General features: G+C 60.0%; 19 protein-coding genes. 10 read left to right on the forward strand and 9 right to left on the reverse strand.

Going from position 1 to position 18,882, the window contains the following annotated elements; all coding sequences use genetic code 11:
• Positions 1 to 39: 39 nt before the first annotated feature.
• The gene (locus M2366_RS04475; RefSeq protein ID WP_259269055.1) at positions 40 to 1,179 is read right to left on the reverse strand and encodes a 3-phenylpropionate MFS transporter; all 1,140 of its coding nucleotides are present in this window, start codon (positions 1,177 to 1,179) and stop codon (positions 40 to 42) included.
• A 323-nt stretch (positions 1,180 to 1,502) separates the two neighbouring features.
• A complete protein-coding gene (locus M2366_RS04480; protein WP_404972779.1) occupies positions 1,503 to 3,650 on the reverse strand; it encodes a TonB-dependent hemoglobin/transferrin/lactoferrin family receptor in 2,148 nt (715 codons plus the stop codon).
• A gap of 144 nt (positions 3,651 to 3,794) precedes the next feature.
• Here M2366_RS04480 and M2366_RS04485 point away from each other — a divergent pair, with 144 nt between their 5' ends.
• The 3 genes from M2366_RS04485 to M2366_RS04495 all read left to right on the forward strand — a co-directional run bounded on the left by M2366_RS04485 (position 3,795) and on the right by M2366_RS04495 (position 5,805).
• A complete protein-coding gene (locus M2366_RS04485) occupies positions 3,795 to 4,766 on the forward strand; it encodes a ChaN family lipoprotein (RefSeq protein WP_259269057.1) in 972 nt (323 codons plus the stop codon).
• A 106-nt stretch (positions 4,767 to 4,872) separates the two neighbouring features.
• Entirely contained in the window at positions 4,873 to 5,397 is a 525-nt protein-coding gene (locus M2366_RS04490; protein WP_042040190.1) for a cysteine hydrolase family protein, read from the forward strand.
• Positions 5,398 to 5,805, forward strand: a complete 408-nt coding sequence (locus M2366_RS04495) for a hypothetical protein (RefSeq protein WP_157013871.1) — start codon at positions 5,398 to 5,400, stop codon at positions 5,803 to 5,805.
• A gap of 67 nt (positions 5,806 to 5,872) precedes the next feature.
• Here the strand turns inward: M2366_RS04495 and hutZ are convergent, their stop codons facing one another.
• A complete protein-coding gene (hutZ, locus tag M2366_RS04500) occupies positions 5,873 to 6,427 on the reverse strand; it encodes a heme utilization protein HutZ (RefSeq protein ID WP_259269058.1) in 555 nt (184 codons plus the stop codon).
• The gene (hutX, locus tag M2366_RS04505; RefSeq protein ID WP_042040188.1) at positions 6,424 to 6,936 is read right to left on the reverse strand and encodes a heme utilization cystosolic carrier protein HutX; all 513 of its coding nucleotides are present in this window, start codon (positions 6,934 to 6,936) and stop codon (positions 6,424 to 6,426) included. The genes hutZ and hutX overlap by 4 nt, the downstream gene beginning before the upstream one ends.
• 160 nt (positions 6,937 to 7,096) lie before the next feature.
• Between hutX and M2366_RS04510 the strand changes: the two genes are divergently transcribed.
• Genes M2366_RS04510 through M2366_RS04520 form a run of 3 tightly spaced genes read left to right on the forward strand, consistent with a single transcriptional unit; the run spans position 7,097 to position 9,775 of the window.
• Positions 7,097 to 7,933, forward strand: a complete 837-nt coding sequence (locus M2366_RS04510) for a hemin ABC transporter substrate-binding protein (RefSeq protein ID WP_259269059.1) — start codon at positions 7,097 to 7,099, stop codon at positions 7,931 to 7,933.
• Positions 7,930 to 8,961, forward strand: a complete 1,032-nt coding sequence (locus tag M2366_RS04515; protein ID WP_042040185.1) for an iron ABC transporter permease — start codon at positions 7,930 to 7,932, stop codon at positions 8,959 to 8,961. Before M2366_RS04510 ends, M2366_RS04515 begins: the two co-directional genes overlap by 4 nt.
• A 7-nt stretch (positions 8,962 to 8,968) precedes the next feature.
• Positions 8,969 to 9,775: a heme ABC transporter ATP-binding protein gene (locus tag M2366_RS04520; RefSeq protein WP_224432254.1), complete on the forward strand. Its 807-nt coding sequence runs from the start codon at positions 8,969 to 8,971 to the stop codon at positions 9,773 to 9,775.
• 66 nt (positions 9,776 to 9,841) lie between these two features.
• Here the strand turns inward: M2366_RS04520 and M2366_RS04525 are convergent, their stop codons facing one another.
• Positions 9,842 to 10,453, reverse strand: coding sequence for a YitT family protein (locus tag M2366_RS04525; protein WP_259269060.1), 612 nt, complete (start codon positions 10,451 to 10,453; stop codon positions 9,842 to 9,844).
• Positions 10,454 to 10,655: 202 nt separating this feature from the next.
• Positions 10,656 to 11,102, reverse strand: coding sequence for a globin domain-containing protein (locus tag M2366_RS04530; RefSeq protein WP_259269061.1), 447 nt, complete (start codon positions 11,100 to 11,102; stop codon positions 10,656 to 10,658).
• A 269-nt stretch (positions 11,103 to 11,371) separates the two neighbouring features.
• Here M2366_RS04530 and M2366_RS04535 point away from each other — a divergent pair, with 269 nt between their 5' ends.
• The 4 genes from M2366_RS04535 to M2366_RS04550 all read left to right on the forward strand — a co-directional run bounded on the left by M2366_RS04535 (position 11,372) and on the right by M2366_RS04550 (position 16,262).
• Entirely contained in the window at positions 11,372 to 12,238 is an 867-nt protein-coding gene (locus tag M2366_RS04535) for a lytic transglycosylase domain-containing protein (RefSeq protein WP_259269062.1), read from the forward strand.
• 235 nt (positions 12,239 to 12,473) lie between these two features.
• Positions 12,474 to 14,141 (forward strand): energy-dependent translational throttle protein EttA, encoded by a 1,668-nt coding sequence (gene ettA / locus M2366_RS04540; protein ID WP_042040177.1) that lies wholly within the window; start codon positions 12,474 to 12,476, stop codon positions 14,139 to 14,141.
• Positions 14,142 to 14,307: 166 nt separating this feature from the next.
• Positions 14,308 to 14,643 carry a hypothetical protein gene (locus tag M2366_RS04545; protein ID WP_224432250.1) on the forward strand — a complete coding sequence of 112 codons (336 nt, stop codon included), beginning with the start codon at positions 14,308 to 14,310 and terminating at the stop codon, positions 14,641 to 14,643.
• Positions 14,644 to 14,906: 263 nt separating this feature from the next.
• The gene (locus tag M2366_RS04550; RefSeq protein ID WP_259269063.1) at positions 14,907 to 16,262 is read left to right on the forward strand and encodes an NCS2 family permease; all 1,356 of its coding nucleotides are present in this window, start codon (positions 14,907 to 14,909) and stop codon (positions 16,260 to 16,262) included.
• 73 nt (positions 16,263 to 16,335) lie between these two features.
• Here the strand turns inward: M2366_RS04550 and djlA are convergent, their stop codons facing one another.
• Genes djlA through M2366_RS04565 form a run of 3 tightly spaced genes read right to left on the reverse strand, consistent with a single transcriptional unit; the run spans position 16,336 to position 18,873 of the window.
• Complete coding sequence (djlA, locus tag M2366_RS04555) at positions 16,336 to 17,163, reverse strand: co-chaperone DjlA (protein ID WP_042040173.1); 828 nt, start codon at positions 17,161 to 17,163, stop codon at positions 16,336 to 16,338.
• A gap of 16 nt (positions 17,164 to 17,179) precedes the next feature.
• Positions 17,180 to 17,845: an N-acetylmuramate alpha-1-phosphate uridylyltransferase MurU gene (gene murU / locus M2366_RS04560; protein ID WP_259269064.1), complete on the reverse strand. Its 666-nt coding sequence runs from the start codon at positions 17,843 to 17,845 to the stop codon at positions 17,180 to 17,182.
• Entirely contained in the window at positions 17,842 to 18,873 is a 1,032-nt protein-coding gene (locus tag M2366_RS04565; protein WP_259269065.1) for an aminoglycoside phosphotransferase family protein, read from the reverse strand. Before M2366_RS04565 ends, murU begins: the two co-directional genes overlap by 4 nt.
• Between the last annotated feature and the right edge of the window lie 9 nt (positions 18,874 to 18,882).

Raw genomic sequence — 18,882 nt, forward strand, 5'->3', positions numbered from 1 at the left:
GGGAGCAACCTATGCCGCCCTCATGGAGATGAATCGAATTCAGGCCCGTTGCGAGCGGCCCGGTTTCAGCCGCAATACGAAAACAGGTAGCACCACCAGGGCCATGATGAAGAAGATGCCACCGCCCAGCGGTTCAAACAGCAGGCCAGATAACGTCATCAGGGTCGCCACAGTGATCCCGAGGGAGAGGGCGGCGTAGAGCGCCTGGGTAGGGATCAGCTGTTCCGGCGCCAGATCCTTGGTCATGAAGCGCACCGCGCCCAGGTGACTGATGCAGAAGCTCACCCCGTGCAGCAACTGGGCAAACAGCAGGACGCCAAACTCTGTGCTGGCCCCGAGCAGACTCCAGCGCAGCAGACAGCCGATGGCGCCAATCAGGAACAGGCGCTGGGCGCCAAAGCGGCTGAAATAGCGCTTGTCCGCGGCAAACATGGCAATCTCGGCCACCACGCCCAGGGCCCATAAGTAACCAATGGTGGAGCCACTGTAGCCCGCCGCCTTCCAGTGGATGGCGCTAAAGCCGTAATAAGCGGCATGGCTGCCTTGCAACAAGGCCGTCACCAGCAAGAAGCGGCGCACGGGGACGCTCTTGAGGGTATCACGCAGGGAGGCGTGGGCTCGCTCCCCCTGCACATCCTGAGGGGCTGGTCTGAGCGGCAACCAGCTGAGCAGCAACATGATCCCCAATCCCAGCACCATGATGTGCAGCACCCACTGGCTACCCCAATCGGTGATGAGGACCCCGACCAGGGTAGAGGCCAGAATGAAGGCGGCCGAGCCGCACAGTCGCACCTTGCCATAATCGAGCTGGGTCTGCAGCACCATGCGGGTGGCCAGCGCCTCTCCCATGGGCATCAGGGTTGGATAGATAAAATTGGCCACCAAGGTCAATGCCACCAGCCACCAGAGCTGATGACTGACATAGAAACCGAGGAAGGCGAGCAGGGAGAGCAGGCAGAGCAGTCGGGTGACCGGCAGCAGCTGGGCCGCCCCCTTGATGCGCCCCATCACCATCAGGTTGCCCGCAAAACGGATCGCCATGCCAGCCCCCAACAGCATGCCGATCGCCTCGGCGCTGACCCCGATCCCTTCCAGCCAGAGCGACCAGAACGGCAAATAGGCGCCGTAGACGAAATAAAAGGCACCAAAAAACAGGGCTAACCAGGAGAAAGCAGGCATAGGACCTCACAGGGCCGGATCGGGACGCAGATGATAACCCATTTCCCGGGCAGGATCCCGAGCGACCCCGCCCGGATAATCATGAAAAATATCAATAAAGTTGAACTATTGGCGAAACCCCGCTGTCTATTGAGACACACACCTCTCCTGGTTAGTGTTGCAATCCTTCTACCCGCCCCTGGCGGGTTTCTTTTTTGGGGCATGCGTCGAGGGCGGCGACCAGAACCGCGCTTCAGCAAAACCCGCTGACCGGGGATCCGGCGGCGAGCGCCCATAAAAAAGAGGAGCCGCAGCTCCTCTTTCCACATGCCTATCTTTGACGATCAGAATACGTACTTGACCCTGGCGCTCAGGTTGCGGCCCGGCTCCGTCATGTACTGGGTATCTGTGCCGGCAGCCTGGCCCGCCACCCGTTCGTAGCTGACATACTCTTTGTCGAACAGGTTGAAGACGCCGACGTTGAGTTGCAAGTCGGTCAACGGCTTGAACTGGGCATAGAGATCCACCACGCCCCAGCCTGCACTCTGGATATTGTCATTGCCGCGGGAGTCCTGGCTGACCTTGTTCATGTCATCGGCAAAGCGCAGGGCAGTGTTGATGTTCCAGTTCGGTTGTTCGAGGCGAACCCCCACTGAGCCGTTGAGCGGACTCAGACTGTTGATGTAGTTGCCTTCGCCATCCTCACCTTCGATATACGCCAGGTTGCCCCAGACATTGACCAGGTCGTTGAGCCAGTAGTCGGCCTTGGCTTCGACCCCCTTGGTGGTGGCCTCATCCAGGTTCTGGTACTGGTAGAGAGCGGTCCGGCCCGAGGTGCCGATGGATTGCAGCTCGATAAAGTCTTCGAACTTGTTGTAGAAGGCGGTCACTTCATAGCTGAACCCACCCTGGCTGCCACGCACCCCGGCATCGATACCGTCACTGCTCTCGGATTTCAGATTGGGGTTAGGCTCGATACGATAGCCGTAAGCCTGGTGGTTAAGGGTCGAGAAGGCACTGTCATACATGGGCGCCTTGAAGCCATGGCTATATTGGGTGAACAGATTGGCCAGCTCATGCGCCTTGTACACCAGGCCCAGTTTCGGGGAGAACTCGCCCTCGGAAATGGTCTTGAGATCATCCCCCGTGTAGGCGGGATCACTATCCGGCTTCATATGGTAATACTCATAGCGGGCCCCCGGGGTCAGCACCCAGCGCTCGCCAAATTTGATCTCGTCGAATGCCCAGAGTGCGGCACGCTGACTGGTGGTCGAGGGGAAGCTCAACTCGCTGTAGGAGTCGAAATCACCGGGCACGGTCGGGTTCTTGATGCGCGTCCGCTCGTTATCCGTGTGTTCATACTCCACTCCCCAGGCCAGACGCTGGCTAGCGAGGGCCTTGCTGAATTGCACCTGGGCACCCAGGCTCTCCTGCTCGAAGCCATTGTGATCGAGCGAGTTCTTGGTCACATAGGGGTTGCGCGGATTGACCGGATACTTGGAGGAGGCGTACTGATCCAGGGTCTGCTTGGTGCGGGCGTAGTAGAGCTTGCTGTCGATGCGATCAACCCAGTTGGCCCCTAAGGCGATGCCGTGATCCAGCACCACCGAGAGGTTGTCCGTCTCTTTGTCGGTGATGGGCTGATTGAAGACGCTGGCAGTCTTGGAGAGATCGATCGAGTCTGGATCTTGATTCTCGCTGAGGTAGTCGACGGTCAGCTTGAGGAATTGATCCTCGTTGATATTCCATTGACTCTTGAGCAGCACGGCATTGGTGCCGATATCGAAATCTGTCTTGGTGGAATCGTAATTCTGAGTCACACCGCTGTCGCGCCAGGTGTAACGCAGCAGGCTCTCGACATCACCGCTGCGCAGTGCGCCGGTAAAGCCCAACATCCGCTGATGGCTGTCGGACACATAGCCACTGGTCGCATCCAGGTAGTGATCCTTGTCAGTGAGGAAATCACTGGCATCCTTGGTGGTGATGGCGATGACGCCCCCCAGGGCATCGGAGCCATAAGCGGCAGATGCCGGGCCCTTGGCAACCTCCACCTGCTTGATCATGTCGGTATCAAAGTAGCTCTGACCAACGCCCCCCTTGCTGTAGGCATCATTCTGACGCACGCCGTCCACCACGACCTTGACCCGGTTTTCACCCATACCACGTATGATGAAGGTCTGGGCACTGCCCACGCCGCCAACCACCTTGACACCCGGCTCATAGCGGAACAAGTCAGCCGCATTGGTGACCATCTGTTCTTCTATGTCGGTGGCGGTGATGACGCTGACCGAACTGGCGACATCTTCCAGTTTCTGGGGCATGCGCGAGGCACTGACCACGACGACCTCGTCGGCGTTGGGCTTGGAAGTCTGGTTCTGTGCGGCGTGAAGCGGGGAAGTGAGTGCTGTCATGACCGCAATTGCGATCAAAGAGGGGGGGTTAGTATAAGCCACTGCATGTCCTTGATTGAGAATTATTATCAACATTAGCATCTTAGCCAGCCACAAATAAAGATCAATGATAATCGTTATCATTTTTATTTGATTGGGGTTGACACTAGCGACCCTTTACTCGATTGTGACCGCGCCCGCCAACTTGGCGAAGCCCCATCACCCAACCTCTGAACGCGAGAAATCATGTTTCGACCCATTGCCCTTGGCACCCTATCCCTGCTACTCAGCGCCTGTACCCATCACACCATCAGCCCCCGTCCCCAGACGGCCGCGACCCTGTATGATTATCGACTGACCGATGAAGCAGGCTCGGCCATCTCCCTCGCCCAGGCCGTGGATAAGGTGGAGGATGCCGACATAGTGCTGGTCGGGGAGCTGCACACCCATCCGGCGCTGCATCTGCTGGAAGCCGAATTACTGGCAGCCTTGCAACTGCATTCCCAAGACGATGGCCGGGCCCTGGTGCTCTCCATGGAGCAGTTCAGTCGCGGCTCCCAACCCGTTCTGGACGCCTACCTGGCTGGCCAGATTGGGGAGGCCAAACTGATCCGCGATAGCGATGCCTGGCCCAACTATGTGAGTGATTACCGCCCGCTGGTTGAGTTTGCCAAATCCCAGCGACTCACTGTGCTGGCCGCCAATGCCCCCAAACCCCTGATCAGCTGCATCGGCCAGGAAGGCCCCGCCTGGCTGGACAAGCTGCCTGCCACCCGCCGCAGCCAGCTGGCCCGGGAGCTGACCCTGGGCGATGATCCTTACCGCCAGACATTCATGGCCTCCATGCATCATGGGGATGCGGATAGCAATGACCGCCGCTTTGCCGCCCAGACGGGCTGGGATGACACCATGGCCGAAACCATGGTGGACTACCTCAGATCCCATCCGGGCAGACGCATCATGCACATCGCCGGCAATTTCCATGTAGAGGGTGGATTGGGCCTTGCCAGCCGCATTGCCAGTCGCAATCCGGCACTCAAGGTTGCCCTGGTGGTGCCCCAGAGCGGCACCGATCAGGTTGCAGGGCGCCGTGCCGAGGTGGGGGTCAGCATCGAAGCTTTACCCAAACGCTGGCAAAGCGAGGGGGAAATGAAGCAAGATATGGGCGCACTGCATCAATCCCGGCAGCGGGACTGCAACCAGTGGTTACAGCCCTGACCAGGGCCCGAGGGGTGATCAGCGCAAGATGACGAGCATCAGGCTCCCTGATGCTCCACCACACAGCCGAGATGGGGGACTCCCCCAACCTCTTTGAGGAGTGCATATGGACGTGTTACTGGTTATCGATGTGCAACAAGGGCTGTTTGATGTTCCGCGCCATGAGGACACCCAGGTGTTCTCCAATATCAATCGCCTGACCGACGGTGTGCGTCAGGGCGGTGGCAGAGTCATCTATGTGCAACATGACGAACCAGGTGGCGAACTCGAACCAGGTAGTCCGGCCTGGCAAATCCATGCGGCCCTCTCCCCAAGACCCACAGACAGCCGGGTACGCAAGACGGCATGTGACAGTTTTCTCGATACTGAACTCGGCTTCCTGCTGGCGGAGCAGAGCGTGGACAGATTGATCCTGTGTGGCTGCGCGACCGACTTCTGTGTCGATACCACAGTGCGCAGCGCCGCCTCCCACGGCTTCGACGTCACAGTGGCACAGGATGCACATACCACGGCAGACAGGGCTCACCTGAATGCAAACCTCATCATCAAACACCATAACTGGATGTGGGAGAACCTGGCTCTGCCGGGAGAGCGTCTCGTCCTGGTTCAACCCACAGAACAGATTATTTGAATGAAATTTCCCGTGCGCCCCCATACCGCTTTGCTCATCGTCATGCTGCCAGGCCTGGTTGCCTGTGGCTTCACTCAGCCATCGGATCAGCCGCCTCCTCTGTTCAGCACTCATATCAATGAGGAGGGCAGCAAACGCTTCCTGTTCGAGGCCGCGCCGCTGGAGACATTGCCCACCCGGCTGCAAGATGACGACGGTAGCAAGTTGCAACGCCAACAGAGCCTGCTCGAACGGCGCACCGCCCTGCAGGATGCCCAGCTCCAGCAAACGCTGGAAGAGCGGGGTTACTGCCATCAGGGTTTCATCGTGCTGAGTCAGACCTCCTGGCGGATCAGGGGCGAATGCAATGAGACGGCCAATGAGGGTGATCGCCAGGCCTTCCCCAACCGGGTTGACTGGCAAGGTTGATGAGCGTTGAAGTACCCGACATAAAAACGGACAGCCAAGGCTGTCCGTTTTTATGTCGAAGGGGCGCTTAAAGCACCTTGTCGGTGCGGGTGATCACTTCACCTGTATCGACGCGCTTGTGGCCTTCCACCAGATGCACCACCTCCACCAGCTCATCACTCGAGACCTGGAAGGCCTGGCCAAATCCTTTCACGAACAGACCTTGCTGGGGCTTGAGGCAGAACAGCTTGAAGTCCTCCAGCCTGGACAGACCGGCAATGATCTCGCCGAAACGATCCTGCAAGGCGGTCACCGCGGCCTGCCAGCGGCCATCATCCCGTGCCACCACTTCGGCGCTGGCATCGAAGGTGAGGCGCTTGCGCGCAAACAACTCACGGGCACCGCCTTCATCTTCGATCAGCATCAGCGAGACCTGAGGCACCTGCTGCAAGTTGCGGGCGTGACGGGCTATCTCGGAGATAAGCACATAATAGCCATCGGATTGCAGCACAAAGGGGGCATAGCTGGCATTGGGCCGCCCTTCGCCATCCACGGTCGCGAGCTGCAGGGTGCGACATGCATCACGAAACTCGCGGATTTCCGGCTGCAACCGATTTTGCAGGCGCTCCTGACGTTCACTCATGCTTTTACTTCCTCTTGATGCTGATGGCGCAGGGCCATGAAACGCTCGACTTGGGCGGGAAGCAGCTGACGCTTCTCATCCCGGCCCAGATAGACCTTGAAAATGCAGCGGCCCCTGTGGCCAAAGAACTGGAAGGAGTGACCCTCCTTGCCCATGAACAGCTTGCTGACCAGAGCCACGTGCAGGACGTTGTCGAGCTTGAGGTGACCGTGCATCTCGCCATCTCGTCCCATCAGGTTGTAATAACCCCGGGCATTCTTGCCCTTGGGGAAAGGCGCCTTCACTTCGAAGATGGACCCCTCTGATTCCACAATCGTGGTCACTTGTCCCCAATCGGCCAGATCCGCCAACAAGCCTTCGGCTTGATCCCCTGCCAACAGGGTGACCAGCTCCCTCGGCAAATGGCGAACCACTTCCCATTCACTGACCGCCAACTGGCTCGCTATGCTCGATGGGTGAGCGCCGGGATCCTGTTCCAGCAGTTCATGAATGCGCAGTGCAATGCTCATCTGTTTTCTCCCTCGGGACTCACATCCCCTCTGCAAATCGTGGTGGCACTCTAATAAAACGGGGCAAAAAGCACAATTGATAATTGTTTGCATTTGTGTTCATATTTGAGTTGTTGGCTACCAACCCCGTTCACCCCCTATCTATCTTCTGGAGATTAGCATGGCCCCACGCCTTGCCCTCGCCCTCTGGCTGAGTTGCATTCCCCTGTCCGCCTCCATCATGGCGGCAGAACGCATCATCAGCGTAGGCCCCGCCACCACTGAACTTATCCTGGCACTCGGCGGCGAAAAACAGCTCGTCGCGACCGATATCAGCAGCCAGGATCCCAAGGGGTTACCCAGGGTGGGTTATCACAGGGCCCTGGCCGCGGAGGGGATGTTGAGCCTCTCCCCCACCCTGGTGGTCGGCAGTGATGAGATGGGGCCCAAGGCCACCCTGGAACAGCTCGGCCGTGCAGGCGTCAAAGTGGAAGTGCAAGCCACCGCACCTACCCTGGCCAACCTGAATCAACGCATCACGACCCTCGCCACGCTGCTCGGCATGCCGCAAGCCGGTGATGCATTGAACGCGCGCGTCAATCAGGAGGCCGCCAGCCTCGCCACCGAAGCGAAACAGAACAAGCCGCTCAACGTGGTCTTCCTGCTGCTGCACAAGGGGCAGCCCACCAGCATTGCCGGTGGCGATACCACGGCCAGTGCCCTGATCACCCTCGCCGGAGGCGTCAATCCGGTCGCTACCCTGCGCGGTTACAAGCCCGTCTCGGCCGAGTCATTGATTGAGATGCAGCCCGACCTGGTACTGGTCAGTGGGCGTGACTGGCAACAATATCAGGATCCCCACACAGTGTTGCAGCAAGTCTCTTCCCTGAGCGCCACCCCGGCAGGCAAGCGCCTCGCCATTCATGCCATCGATGGGCATGCTCTGCAGGGGGGGCTCAGCCTGACGACCTTGGCACAGGCCAGCAAGGCCGCCGGCTGGATCAAACAGGGCTCATGATGCGGCTGCCCCTCCCCTGGTTGCTGCTTGGACTCGGTCTGCTGCTGAGCGGGCTCCTGCTCGGCTCCCTGGCCACAGGGCCGCTGCCTCTCTCGTTCAGCGAGAGCTTGCAGGCGCTGTTGGCCAGTGAGACCAGCCAGCTTGCACCTCACAAATTGCTGGTAGTACAAGAGATCCGTCTGCCCCGAACCCTGCTCTGCCTGGCCGTGGGCGGCATACTGGGCCTGTGCGGCGCCGTGATGCAGGGGCTGTTTCGCAACCCCCTCGCCGATCCCGGCATCATAGGGGTTTCAGGAGGCGCTGCCTTGGGCGCCGCCCTGGCCATAGTGCTGCTGGCCCCCCTGGAGCAACAACTGCAAGCCAAGCTCGGCATCGGCTTGCTGCCTCTGCTCGCCTTTCTCGGCGGAGCCATCACCACCACCCTGGTCTATCTGCTCGGCAGTCGCCAGGGGGGGACTTCCGTCACCGTCATGTTGCTGGCCGGGGTGGCCATCACGGCGTTATCGGGCGCCGTGATGGGGCTGCTCAGTTATCTGGCAGACGATCAGATGCTGCGCGACCTCAGCCTGTGGCAGATGGGCACGCTTGCGGCTGGGAAGCCCGCTGACATGCTGCTTTCCCTCGCGACCCTGGCCATACTCCTGCTGTTATTTAGCCGCGATGCCGGCCCCCTCAACGCCCTGCTGCTGGGGGAGTCCGAGGCCCGTCATCTGGGGGTCAATGTGCAGTCCCTGAAGCGGCGACTGATCCTGCTCACCGCCGCCGGTGTCGGTGTCGCCGTGGCGATCGCCGGCATGATAGGTTTTGTCGGCCTGGTGGTGCCGCATCTGGTGCGGCTGCTGTGTGGACCCAACCATGTTCGCCTGCTGCCCCTCTCGGCACTGGTCGGTGCGGCCCTGCTGCTGGGGGCAGACATGCTGGCTCGCACCCTGCTGGCGCCAGCCGAGTTGCCGGTCGGCATCATCACCGCCCTGCTCGGCGCCCCCTTCTTCATCTGGCTGCTGCTGCGCGGCCGTCGCACACTCTAGGCGCCCCATGTCCATCCCCCCCCAACACAATCCGGCCGAGCCGCTGCTCAGTTGCCACGCCCTCAACCTGCACCGCGGTGGCAAACCGATACTCCGTGACCTGAACCTGACCCTGAGTGGCGGCACCCTCACCGCCCTGCTCGGCCCCAATGGCGCGGGCAAGAGCAGCCTGCTCAAGTGCCTCACCGGAGAGCTCGATTATGGTGGTGAGATACGGCTATTCGGCCAGCCCCGTGAGCAGTGGCAGGCCAGTATCCTGGCCCATCGACTGGGTGTGCTGCCCCAAAGCTCTTCCCTGAACTTTCCGTTTCTGTGCGAAGAGGTGGTCACCATGGGCCGCCTGCCCCACAGCGAACCTGCGGCACGCCAGCGCGAGATTGTCAGTGCCGCCATGGCCCATTGCGGGGTCGAGCATCTGGCCAATCGCCTCTACCCTGGGCTATCGGGGGGTGAGCGCCAGCGAGTGCAGTTCGCCCGGGTACTGGCCCAGATCTGGCAAGCGCCCAATGCACCGAGCTCCCCTCGGCTGTTGCTGCTCGATGAGCCCACCTCGGCACTGGATCTGAAATACCAGCATCAGCTGCTCACCCTGGCACGCGCCTTGGCGGCCCGTGATACCGCGGTACTGGTGGTGTTGCACGATCTCAATCTCGCCGCCCGTTACGCCGATCGCCTGCTGATGTTGGCCGATGGCAAGCTGATGGCCGACGGCCCTCCCGCCGAGGTGCTGACGCCGACCCTTATCCACTCTCTCTATGACTATCCCGCCGAGGTCATGCTTCACCCCCAGAGCGGGCTGCCCATCGTCAGCTAAACCAGATAACAACAACGAAAAGAGCGCCTCTGTGGCGCTCTTTTCAATGGGATGGCTGTACTGGATTCAGGCTATCTGATAACGGCCCGGCTTGTGGTTGAGTGTCAACATCAGGTTACAGATGATGGCCGCCGCCACGGAAAGGGTCAGCAGCCAGAGGGATACCACGAAGAAGGAGGTGACGACGATGGCGCAATCAAGCCCCATTTGCAGCTTGCCAGCGCGGATGCCGAACCTGTCCTGGATAAACAACGCCAGGATATTGAAGCCCCCCAGACTCGATTTATGGCGAAACATGATGAGCAATCCCATGCCTATCAGGGTGCCGCCAATCAGGGCCGCGTAGGCGGGCTCAATCTTTCCTATCTGCAACACGCCATTGAGATGATCCGTCATGAAGGAGACCGCCGCCACAGAGACAAAGGTATTGAGGGTAAAACGGGGCCCCATCCTCAGCCAGGCCAGGGCATAAAAAGGCAGGTTGATGCCAAAGAACAGCAGACCAAAGCTCAGCCCTGTCACCTGTTGCAGCAGCAACGCCAGGCCAGCAGTGCCGCCGGTGAGCAGACCTACCTGATGAAACAGAAAGATGCCAAGAGAAACGAAGCCAGATGCGATCAGCAAGGCCAGCACATCCTCATAGAGGGGATGTGCACTGGTGTGGGGGGTCTTGTCCATAAGTTGTATCCGTTTGCGAAGGAGTGCGCCTTGCTGAGCCAGGCGAGTGCGGGCCCTCTCTTCAGGGCCTTCTTGATTCGCACCAGTCTATTTTTTGTGAACAGGATCACAATAGCCAACCAGCATGCACCAACTTGGTATCTGTCACCTCACCTTGACAGGGGTTGCACCAATATAAAGCGGCCCACCAACCCCGGAGTGATCAAGAGATATCCATGCCAGTCCCTTCCTTGCAGGGCTGTTCGGCTTGCAGCCCTTCAATCATGATGGCGGCTATCTCGTCATAGGCGCTGGACCAGGCCAGAGCGAGCGCCGGGGTAAAGTGCTCGCCCAATCGCTTGGCCATGACATTGGTCATGGCCAGCTTGACCAAATCGAAGTGTTCGGAAGTGACGCCATAGCGCCTGTGTTGCTGTCCCAGGTGGCGAATGATATAACGCAACGCATCGAGCTGCTCCAGGCTGGTCAGCACAGTGTTGAGGGTCTGGGAGACCTTGCTGACAAGCTGCTCATTCGTCATGGTGAACATGGGGACAAGGCCCGGGTCCAGGATAAACAACTCCTGGTAGATCTCCCTGACAAAATCATTGCTGAACAGGGAAATACGGCTCCAGGCCCGTTGTACCAAATCGATATCATCAGAGGTCATAGGCAATCCTTAGCCATCATTGCTCCTCGTCCAGAGGCAGCCACACAGAATCTAATAACAAAGTAGTTATTAGCGCCATGTTTGGCATTACCTCATGCATCAATTCATTCGTATCCTTGTGGTTTACCTCGGCGTCAGGGCGTCCGGCGATAAGTTCCAGACCATTTCGTTCTTGAAGCTCGCCATACCATAACCACAGAGTCCACCCTCTGGCTGGCACTTCCCCCGCATTTCCCCTATAGCTTTTGGACGTTGAATGGAGAGATGTCATGGTGAATGGGCTAGAGAAGCAGCTGTTTATGCTATTGACCCTGCTGTTACTCAGCACCGGGATAGCAGAGGCCGCCACCAAGGAACCATTTCGTCAGGCACCTCGCGCCATCAATGCCCTCCAGCAGGGGCAGGCGGCTCAAAATAGGGGCAACATCAGCCAGGCGATACGGCACTATTGTGTCGCCGCCAGCACCGGCAACCCCGAAGGCTATTATCGTATTGGTCGCCTGCTCGCCCCCCGCAACCCCAAGTTGGCCAACGGCTATCTCTCCATGGCTATGCGCCTTGGCAACCAGCAAGCCGCCCGCTACTACAACAGCCGGGTTGGCAATGTGCCCATGGGGGACAACTGCGGCGCGGGCATCGCGGGGGGCGGCGGTTATTTTGCCATTCCCACTACCCCCTTCAACCTCGACGCCTATGTGGCGCGTCAATCCCCCGAAAAGCGAAAACTGGTGAATATGTTGCGTCAGGCCGCCGATCGCCACGATATAGACCCGCGTCTGGTACTGGCCATCGCCATCGCCGAGTCCAATCTCGAACCCGGCGCCATCTCCCCCAAAAATGCCCAGGGCGTGATGCAGCTCATCCCCGCCACCCAGGCTCGCTTCGGTGTCACTCACCCCTTCGATCCCGAGCAGAACATCCGCGGTGCCATGGCCTATCTCAAGTGGCTGCATCGCCGCTTCGACGGCGACTGGGTGCGGATATCGGCGGCCTATAACGCCGGGGAAAAATCCGTGGATCAATACGGCGGCATTCCCCCCTATGCCGAGACCCAGCAATATGTGCGCAAGGTGCTCTACTTCGCGGGCAAAGAGCCCACCCCACACCAGGCCAGGAGCCGAACCAGCAAGCCATAGTCCCACCACTGAGCCCACGCAGAACCTTGTGTGACACTCAACCTCTTATCCCCCATTGAATGCCCCTCTCGTGCGCCATTTCCACACCGGCATCGACTTTCCCCCCGTCGGCCATTGGTTTACAATCGCACCGTTATTCGGAACCGGCTGGCCCCTGTCGCCAGTTGGCCCCACCACGACATCAGCCTGTTGACGAAATAAAGTTAACCTGATGAAAAGGAAAGAGAATTAGCCAATGGCTCAATTTATTTACACCATGAACAGGGTGGGTAAAGTCGTACCGCCCAAGCGTCATATTCTCAAGAACATCTCCCTCTCCTTCTTCCCAGGCGCCAAGATCGGCGTATTGGGTCTGAATGGCGCCGGTAAATCCACCCTGCTGCGCATCATGGCGGGGATAGACACCGAGATCGAAGGGGAAGCCCGTCCGCAGCCCGGCATCAAGATTGGCTACCTGCCCCAGGAGCCCAAGCTGGATCCGGAGCAGACAGTGCGCGAAGCGGTCGAAGAGGCCATTGGCGAAGTAAAGCGCGCCATGGCCCGTCTGGACGAGGTCTATGCGGCCTATGCCGACCCGGATGCCGACTTTGACAAGCTGGCCCGCGAACAGGGTGAGCTGGAGGCCATCATCGAGTCTCAGGGTGGCCACAACATGGAAAATCAGCTGGAGCGCGCGGCCGATGCCCTGCGTCTGCCCGCCTGGGATGCCAAGATCCAGCACCTCTCCGGTGGTGAGCGTCGCCGGGTGGCCCTGTGCCGCCTGCTGCTGGAAAAGCCGGACATGCTGCTGCTGGATGAACCGACCAACCACCTGGATGCCGAGTCCGTAGCCTGGCTGGAGCGCTTCCTGCACGACTACGAGGGCACTGTGGTCGCCATCACCCACGACCGCTACTTCCTCGACAACGTGGCTGGCTGGATCCTGGAGCTGGACCGCGGCGAAGGCATTCCGTGGGAGGGCAACTACTCCTCCTGGCTGGAGCAAAAAGATGCCCGCCTGGCCCAGGAAGCCAGCTCCGAGGCTGCTCGTCGCAAGTCCATCGAGAAAGAGTTGGAGTGGGTTCGTCAAAACCCCAAGGGTCGTCAGGCCAAGTCCAAGGCCCGGATGGCGCGCTTCGAAGAGCTCAACAACAACGACTACCAGAAGCGCAACGAGACCAACGAGCTGTTCATTCCCCCCGGACCCCGCCTCGGCGACAAGGTGCTGGAAGTGAGCAACCTGCGCAAGTCCTATGGGGACCGCGTGCTGATCGACGATCTCTCCTTCGCCATTCCGAAGGGGGCCATCGTCGGCATCATAGGCCCGAACGGTGCCGGTAAATCGACCCTGTTCCGCATGATGTCAGGCCAGGAGCAACCGGATTCCGGCACCATCAGCCTGGGGGATACCGTGGTGCTGGCCTCGGTGGATCAGTTCCGTGACAGCATGGATGACAAGAAGACGGTGTTCCAGGAAGTGGCGGACGGCCAGGACATATTGCGCATTGGCAACCATGAGTTCCCGAGTCGCGCCTATATTGGCCGCTTCAACTTCAAGGGTGCCGATCAGCAGAAGCGGGTCGGCGAGCTCTCCGGGGGTGAACGTGGCCGTCTGCACCTGGCCAAGCTGCTGCAAACCGGTGGCAACGTGTTGCTGCTCGATGAACCGACCAACGATCTGGACATCGAAACCCTGCGCGCCCTCGAGAACGCCCTGTTGGAGTTCCCGGGTTGCGCCATGGTCATCTCCCACGATCGCTGGTTCCTTGACCGCATCGCCACGCATATTCTCGATTATCAGGACGAGGGCAACATCGCCTTCTTCGAGGGTAACTTCACCGAATATGAAGAGTGGAAAAAGAAGACCTATGGCGCCGAGTCGGTTCAGCCGCACAGAGCCAAGTACAAACGCATCACCAAGTAAGTGAGCCGAGTACAAGATGGCGCGAGGCGGTACAACCGCACCGAACCAGATAGGCAAGCGTATCGCCCCATCAGGGTGATTGCATCGTGACAAGGGGAGCCAAGGCTCCCCTTTCTACTGCCTTTTGACTTACAATCTCCCCGCCTTCCCCTACCGATACCAGCCGATGACCCAGACCACTGTCACCGCGAAGAGACTCACTATCCAGATCCGGCTCGAACCCGGCTGCCTCGGCCCCGACGGCAAGTCACACATAGAGACCTTCTGCGCCGCCGCCACCCGGATCTTTGCGGCCATCGAACCCGAACGGGTGCACTGGGTGCTGCTACCGCGCCATGACAAGCAGTTGCCCGAACAGACATTCTTCCTCGGGGATCGCAAATTGAGCGAGGAGCAAGCCGCTCAACTGATGGGTCGCATGGGGCTGGATCTTGCCACCCTGCAGGAGCGCAGCGATGCCATGCTGGCACTGCTGGTCGAACGCTACTTCAAGACCCTCTGAGCCTCACCCGAGGGTCTCATGGTCTCTATCGAGCTCCATTTTCACTGCACTGACGGCAAACGTTTGAATTTTTACTCTATTCGTTGATCCCCTTCGCAGATCCGGGGTTTGTAAACGACGACGCCTGTGTGAAAATGTGCGCGCTGTCACGGTATCAGGACGAGTCCGGCTATTCATTAGCCAGCGACGCCGGTCAGGATCCCTCATGGATGGGTCTGGCCGCGAGCCTGCTGCTTATTTCACGTCACCCATTGGAATACAACATGAATCAACCACATCAAACCGACCATCAGGCCGCCAGCCAAGCTGCCGGGCAAGGATTGCTCGAACGCCTGTTCGCCCTGAAAGGCCATGGCACCACCGCCCGCACCGAGGTCATCGCCGGGATCACCACCTTCCTGACCATGGTCTATATCGTGTTCGTCAACCCGCAGATCCTCTCCAATGCGGGCATGGACACCCAGGCGGTATTTGTCACCACCTGCCTCATCGCCGGCATCGGCAGCATTCTGATGGGTCTGCTGGCCAACCTGCCCATCGCCCTGGCCCCCGCCATGGGTCTCAACGCCTTCTTCGCCTTCGTGGTCGTCGCCGGCATGGGTTACTCCTGGCAGGTCGGCATGGGCACCATCTTCTGGGGCGCCCTGGGCTTGCTGATCCTCACCCTGCTACGGGTGCGCTACTGGCTCATCGCCAATATCCCGCTCACCCTGCGAGTCGGCATCACCGCCGGTATCGGTCTGCTCATCGCCCTGCTCGGCCTGCACAACGCCGGCATAGTAGTGGCGAGCCCGGCCACCATGGTGACGGTGGGCAATCTCACCTCCCTGCCCTGCCTGCTGGGGCTGCTCGGCTTCTTCCTGATCTGCATCTTCTCCGCCCGCGGCGTCCACTCCGCCGTGCTGATCGCCATCGTGGTCACCACCACCCTGGGCTGGCTGTTTGGCGATGTGACCTTCAAGGGCTTCGTCTCCATGCCGCCCAGCATCACCCCGGTGTTCGGCCAGCTGGATCTGATGGGCTCGCTGGACATCAGCCTCGCGGGGATCATCTTCTCCTTCATGCTGGTCAACCTGTTTGACTCCTCCGGTACCCTGATAGGTGTCACCAGCCGGGCCAAGCTCGCCGATGACAAGGGCCGCTTCCCACGCATGAAGCAGGCGCTGATGGTCGACAGCGTGAGTTCAGTGGGCGGCGCCTTCATGGGCACCTCCTCGGTCACGGCCTATATCGAGAGCAGCTCAGGGGTCGCCGTCGGCGGTCGCACCGGCCTGACCGCCATAGTAGTAGGCGTCTTGTTCCTGCTGGCGATCTTCTTCTCCCCCATCGCCGCCATGGTGCCCGCCTATGCCGCCGCCGGCGCCCTCATCTACGTGGGGGTGCTGATGTGCTCCGAGCTGACCAAAGTCAAATGGGAAGACTTGACCGAGGCGGTGCCGGCCTTCATGACAGCGGTGATGATGCCGTTCAGCTTCTCCATCACCGAGGGGATCGCCGTGGGCTTCATCTCCTACTGCGTGATGAAGGCGGGCACCGGTCGCTGGCGCGAGATCAACCCCTGCGTACTGGTGGTCGCCCTGCTGTTCGTGATCAAATTCGTCTGGGTCGATAGCCACTAAACCCCGGCTTTCGCACACAAAAATGCCCGTCATCGACGGGCATTTTTGTTGGATGACATTCAGGCACAGGCCGCTAGCGAATGCCGCGCGCCTCGCGGATCCACTCCCAGGCCTGCTGTATCTCCTGGGCTTTCTCCTTGGCCATCTCCATCATCTCCGGCGGCAGACCCTTGGCGGCCAGCTTGTCCGGGTGATGCTTGCTCATCTCCTTGCGATAGGCCTTCTTCACGTCGGCATCCGACATCTCTTCGCTCACCCCCAGCAACTGGTAGGCGTCCTTGAGCCTGTCACGGCTCGGTGGCTGCTGGCCCGCGGAGTGATGACCCCCCTGATACTGGCCCCGGCCGCCGTGGCGGAAGAAGTTCATCTGTGCCTCGGCCATGGCCAGGATCCGCGCCAGCTCTATCTGGCTAAAGCCCAGCTCCTCGGCAATGGTCTGCAAGATGGCGCGTTCGGCCGCTTCGACCTGACCATCGGCAAAGGCCGCTTGCAGTTGTACCTCCAGGAAGAAACGCAAGATGTCACGCTGGCCCTGGCTCGCACTGCGAAACCCGGCCAGGGTCTGACGCAGGGGAAAATCAGCCTCTTTACCCTCGCGAAACGAACGCTGGGCGTTGCTGCGTTGTTCGGGGGAGAGCCGCATCCGCTCCATCAACGCCGCAGCGACCCGGATCTCCTGCTCGGTGACCTGACCACCCGCCTTGGCAATGTGGCCCATGACCGCGAAGGTCGCGTGGAAGAAGATAGCTTGCTGCTCGGCACTCGGGGTGCGACGAAATGCCCCCTGGATGCCGATACCGCGGTCAAACCGGTGACCGAGCCAGAGACCAATCAGCAACCCGAAGATATTGCCGAGTAAAAAACCGAAGAAGGCGCCGAGCACCTTGCCCCAAATACGCATGACTCAAGACCTCATATTAATTAGTGGAGCTTAACTCGTCGTCCAGGGCACGCAGCCGCGCCACGGTGCCGATATCGCGCCAGTCCCCGATCAGCTGTGAGCCACCCACTCGCCCTTGCGCCATCCAGTCTCGCAGCAGCGGGGCCAGTTTACGGCTGCCCTGGGTGAGGCCACTGAAGGCTGACGTGTGGTAAAGACCGACGCCGCTAAAGGTCAATCCGGGGCGATCCAGTACTCTGTCTCCCTCGAGGGAAAAATCCCCGTCCGGGTGTTGGGGAGGATTGGCTACCAGCCAGAGATGGGCGAGATCGTCTCCCAGAGACTGAGACACCAGAGGCGCGTAATCCATTCCCAGCCAGGTATCCCCATTGATCACCAGAAAAGGGCCATCCCCCAGCAGTGGCAGGGCCTGCACTATGCCCCCCGCCGTTTCGAGTGCCGCAGCCTCGGCAGACCAGGCGATCTGTACCCCGACGTCACTGCCATCACCGAGCGCCGCCACCAGCTTGTCGCCGAGCCAGGCATGGTTGATGACCACCTCGCTGATGCCAGCGGCTTTGAGCTTCTCGAGATGATGAACGATAAGCGGCTTGCCCCCCACCCTCAGCAGCGGCTTGGGCACACTGTCGGTGAGCGGACGCATCCGCTCACCGCGACCGGCCGCCAGTATCATGGCCTTCATGGGCCCTTGCCCTCCAGCACTGCGCCATCAAAACCGGGCAGAACCCGGCGCACCAGCCAGTCTCCGAACTCGGCCAGCACCGGATAGGCGGTGCCGTGCAGCTCGCACACGTCCACCACATAGCCCAGAGTACGGGGAATATCCTTGAGGTAACCTGACTTGCCATCGCGATGATAGAGACGGGTAAACAGGCCCGCCGCCTTCAGGTGACGCTGCATACCGGTCAGGTCCGCATGACGACGGAAACTGGCATAATCCAGCTCGCCGAGCAGCCCGGCTTGACTCAATCGGGCATAGCCAAGCTGCATTCCCTGCTCGAGCACCTCATCGGGCCAGCGCACGTAGCAATCCTTCAACAGCGAGACGAGGTCATAGCTGAGGGGGCCCATGACCATGTCTTGAAAATCGATGATGGCCAACTCGCTCAGGGCCGGGACAGGGTCCCCCGCCCCTTCGCTGCACACCATCAGATTGCGACTATGGAAATCTCTGTGCATCACCCCCTGGGGCTGAGCCAGGTTATTGGCGGTGAGGCAGGCGAAAGTGTCATCCAGCAACTGCTGTTCTGCCTCGCTGAGCAGCAGTTGCAGATGCTTGCCCAGCAGCCATTCGGGGAAGATAGCGTTCTCCCGGGCCATGAAGAGCTCATCGAAAGGCTCGAGCGGCAACGCCACGCCCCCCAGCCGGGGCAGCAGCGCAATGGCTTTCTCGTACCAGGCCAGTACGCTGTGCTCACCCAGACAATGAATGAGCTGGATATCGCCAAGATCTGTCACTGCCAGCAGGCCAAGGCTGTAATCGACCGCTCGCACTTCGGGCGCCAGCAGATTGCAGGCATGCAGGGCTGCCGCATTGCGAACAAATTCGTGATTCTTTTCGGTGTGGGGATTGGCATCCACCCAGACAAGATCTGCCCCCCGATAGTAACGGCGGAAACTGGCATCGCCAGAGATAAGGGTCAGCGTCAGCTGGGGGTCGCCGGTGTACTGGCGAGCAAACTGGAGCAGGGAGTCGAAGCGATTGGACATGAGTGAAGG

It is taken from the genome of Aeromonas sp. BIGb0405 (assembly GCF_024807335.1).
Classification (GTDB): domain Bacteria; phylum Pseudomonadota; class Gammaproteobacteria; order Enterobacterales; family Aeromonadaceae; genus Aeromonas; species Aeromonas rivuli.

Excerpts from the sequence above, each read along its gene's own strand:
- M2366_RS04515 (WP_042040185.1), top strand. The coding sequence starts at position 7,930 with ATGATGCGGCTGCCCCTCCCCTGGTTGCTGCTTGGACTCGGTCTGCTG.
- M2366_RS04520 (WP_224432254.1), top strand. The coding sequence starts at position 8,969 with ATGTCCATCCCCCCCCAACACAATCCGGCCGAGCCGCTGCTCAGTTGC.
- M2366_RS04565 (WP_259269065.1), bottom strand. The coding sequence starts at position 18,873 with ATGTCCAATCGCTTCGACTCCCTGCTCCAGTTTGCTCGCCAGTACACC.
- M2366_RS04475 (WP_259269055.1), bottom strand. The coding sequence starts at position 1,179 with ATGCCTGCTTTCTCCTGGTTAGCCCTGTTTTTTGGTGCCTTTTATTTC.
- M2366_RS04525 (WP_259269060.1), bottom strand. The coding sequence starts at position 10,453 with ATGGACAAGACCCCCCACACCAGTGCACATCCCCTCTATGAGGATGTG.
- ettA (WP_042040177.1), top strand. The coding sequence starts at position 12,474 with ATGGCTCAATTTATTTACACCATGAACAGGGTGGGTAAAGTCGTACCG.
- M2366_RS04490 (WP_042040190.1), top strand. The coding sequence starts at position 4,873 with ATGGACGTGTTACTGGTTATCGATGTGCAACAAGGGCTGTTTGATGTT.
- M2366_RS04530 (WP_259269061.1), bottom strand. The coding sequence starts at position 11,102 with ATGACCTCTGATGATATCGATTTGGTACAACGGGCCTGGAGCCGTATT.
- M2366_RS04485 (WP_259269057.1), top strand. The coding sequence starts at position 3,795 with ATGTTTCGACCCATTGCCCTTGGCACCCTATCCCTGCTACTCAGCGCC.
- M2366_RS04510 (WP_259269059.1), top strand. The coding sequence starts at position 7,097 with ATGGCCCCACGCCTTGCCCTCGCCCTCTGGCTGAGTTGCATTCCCCTG.
- M2366_RS04495 (WP_157013871.1), top strand. The coding sequence starts at position 5,398 with ATGAAATTTCCCGTGCGCCCCCATACCGCTTTGCTCATCGTCATGCTG.
- M2366_RS04535 (WP_259269062.1), top strand. The coding sequence starts at position 11,372 with ATGGTGAATGGGCTAGAGAAGCAGCTGTTTATGCTATTGACCCTGCTG.
- hutZ (WP_259269058.1), bottom strand. The coding sequence starts at position 6,427 with ATGAGTGAACGTCAGGAGCGCCTGCAAAATCGGTTGCAGCCGGAAATC.
- murU (WP_259269064.1), bottom strand. The coding sequence starts at position 17,845 with ATGAAGGCCATGATACTGGCGGCCGGTCGCGGTGAGCGGATGCGTCCG.
- M2366_RS04480 (WP_404972779.1), bottom strand. The coding sequence starts at position 3,650 with ATGCTAATGTTGATAATAATTCTCAATCAAGGACATGCAGTGGCTTAT.
- M2366_RS04550 (WP_259269063.1), top strand. The coding sequence starts at position 14,907 with ATGAATCAACCACATCAAACCGACCATCAGGCCGCCAGCCAAGCTGCC.
- djlA (WP_042040173.1), bottom strand. The coding sequence starts at position 17,163 with ATGCGTATTTGGGGCAAGGTGCTCGGCGCCTTCTTCGGTTTTTTACTC.
- hutX (WP_042040188.1), bottom strand. The coding sequence starts at position 6,936 with ATGAGCATTGCACTGCGCATTCATGAACTGCTGGAACAGGATCCCGGC.
- M2366_RS04545 (WP_224432250.1), top strand. The coding sequence starts at position 14,308 with ATGACCCAGACCACTGTCACCGCGAAGAGACTCACTATCCAGATCCGG.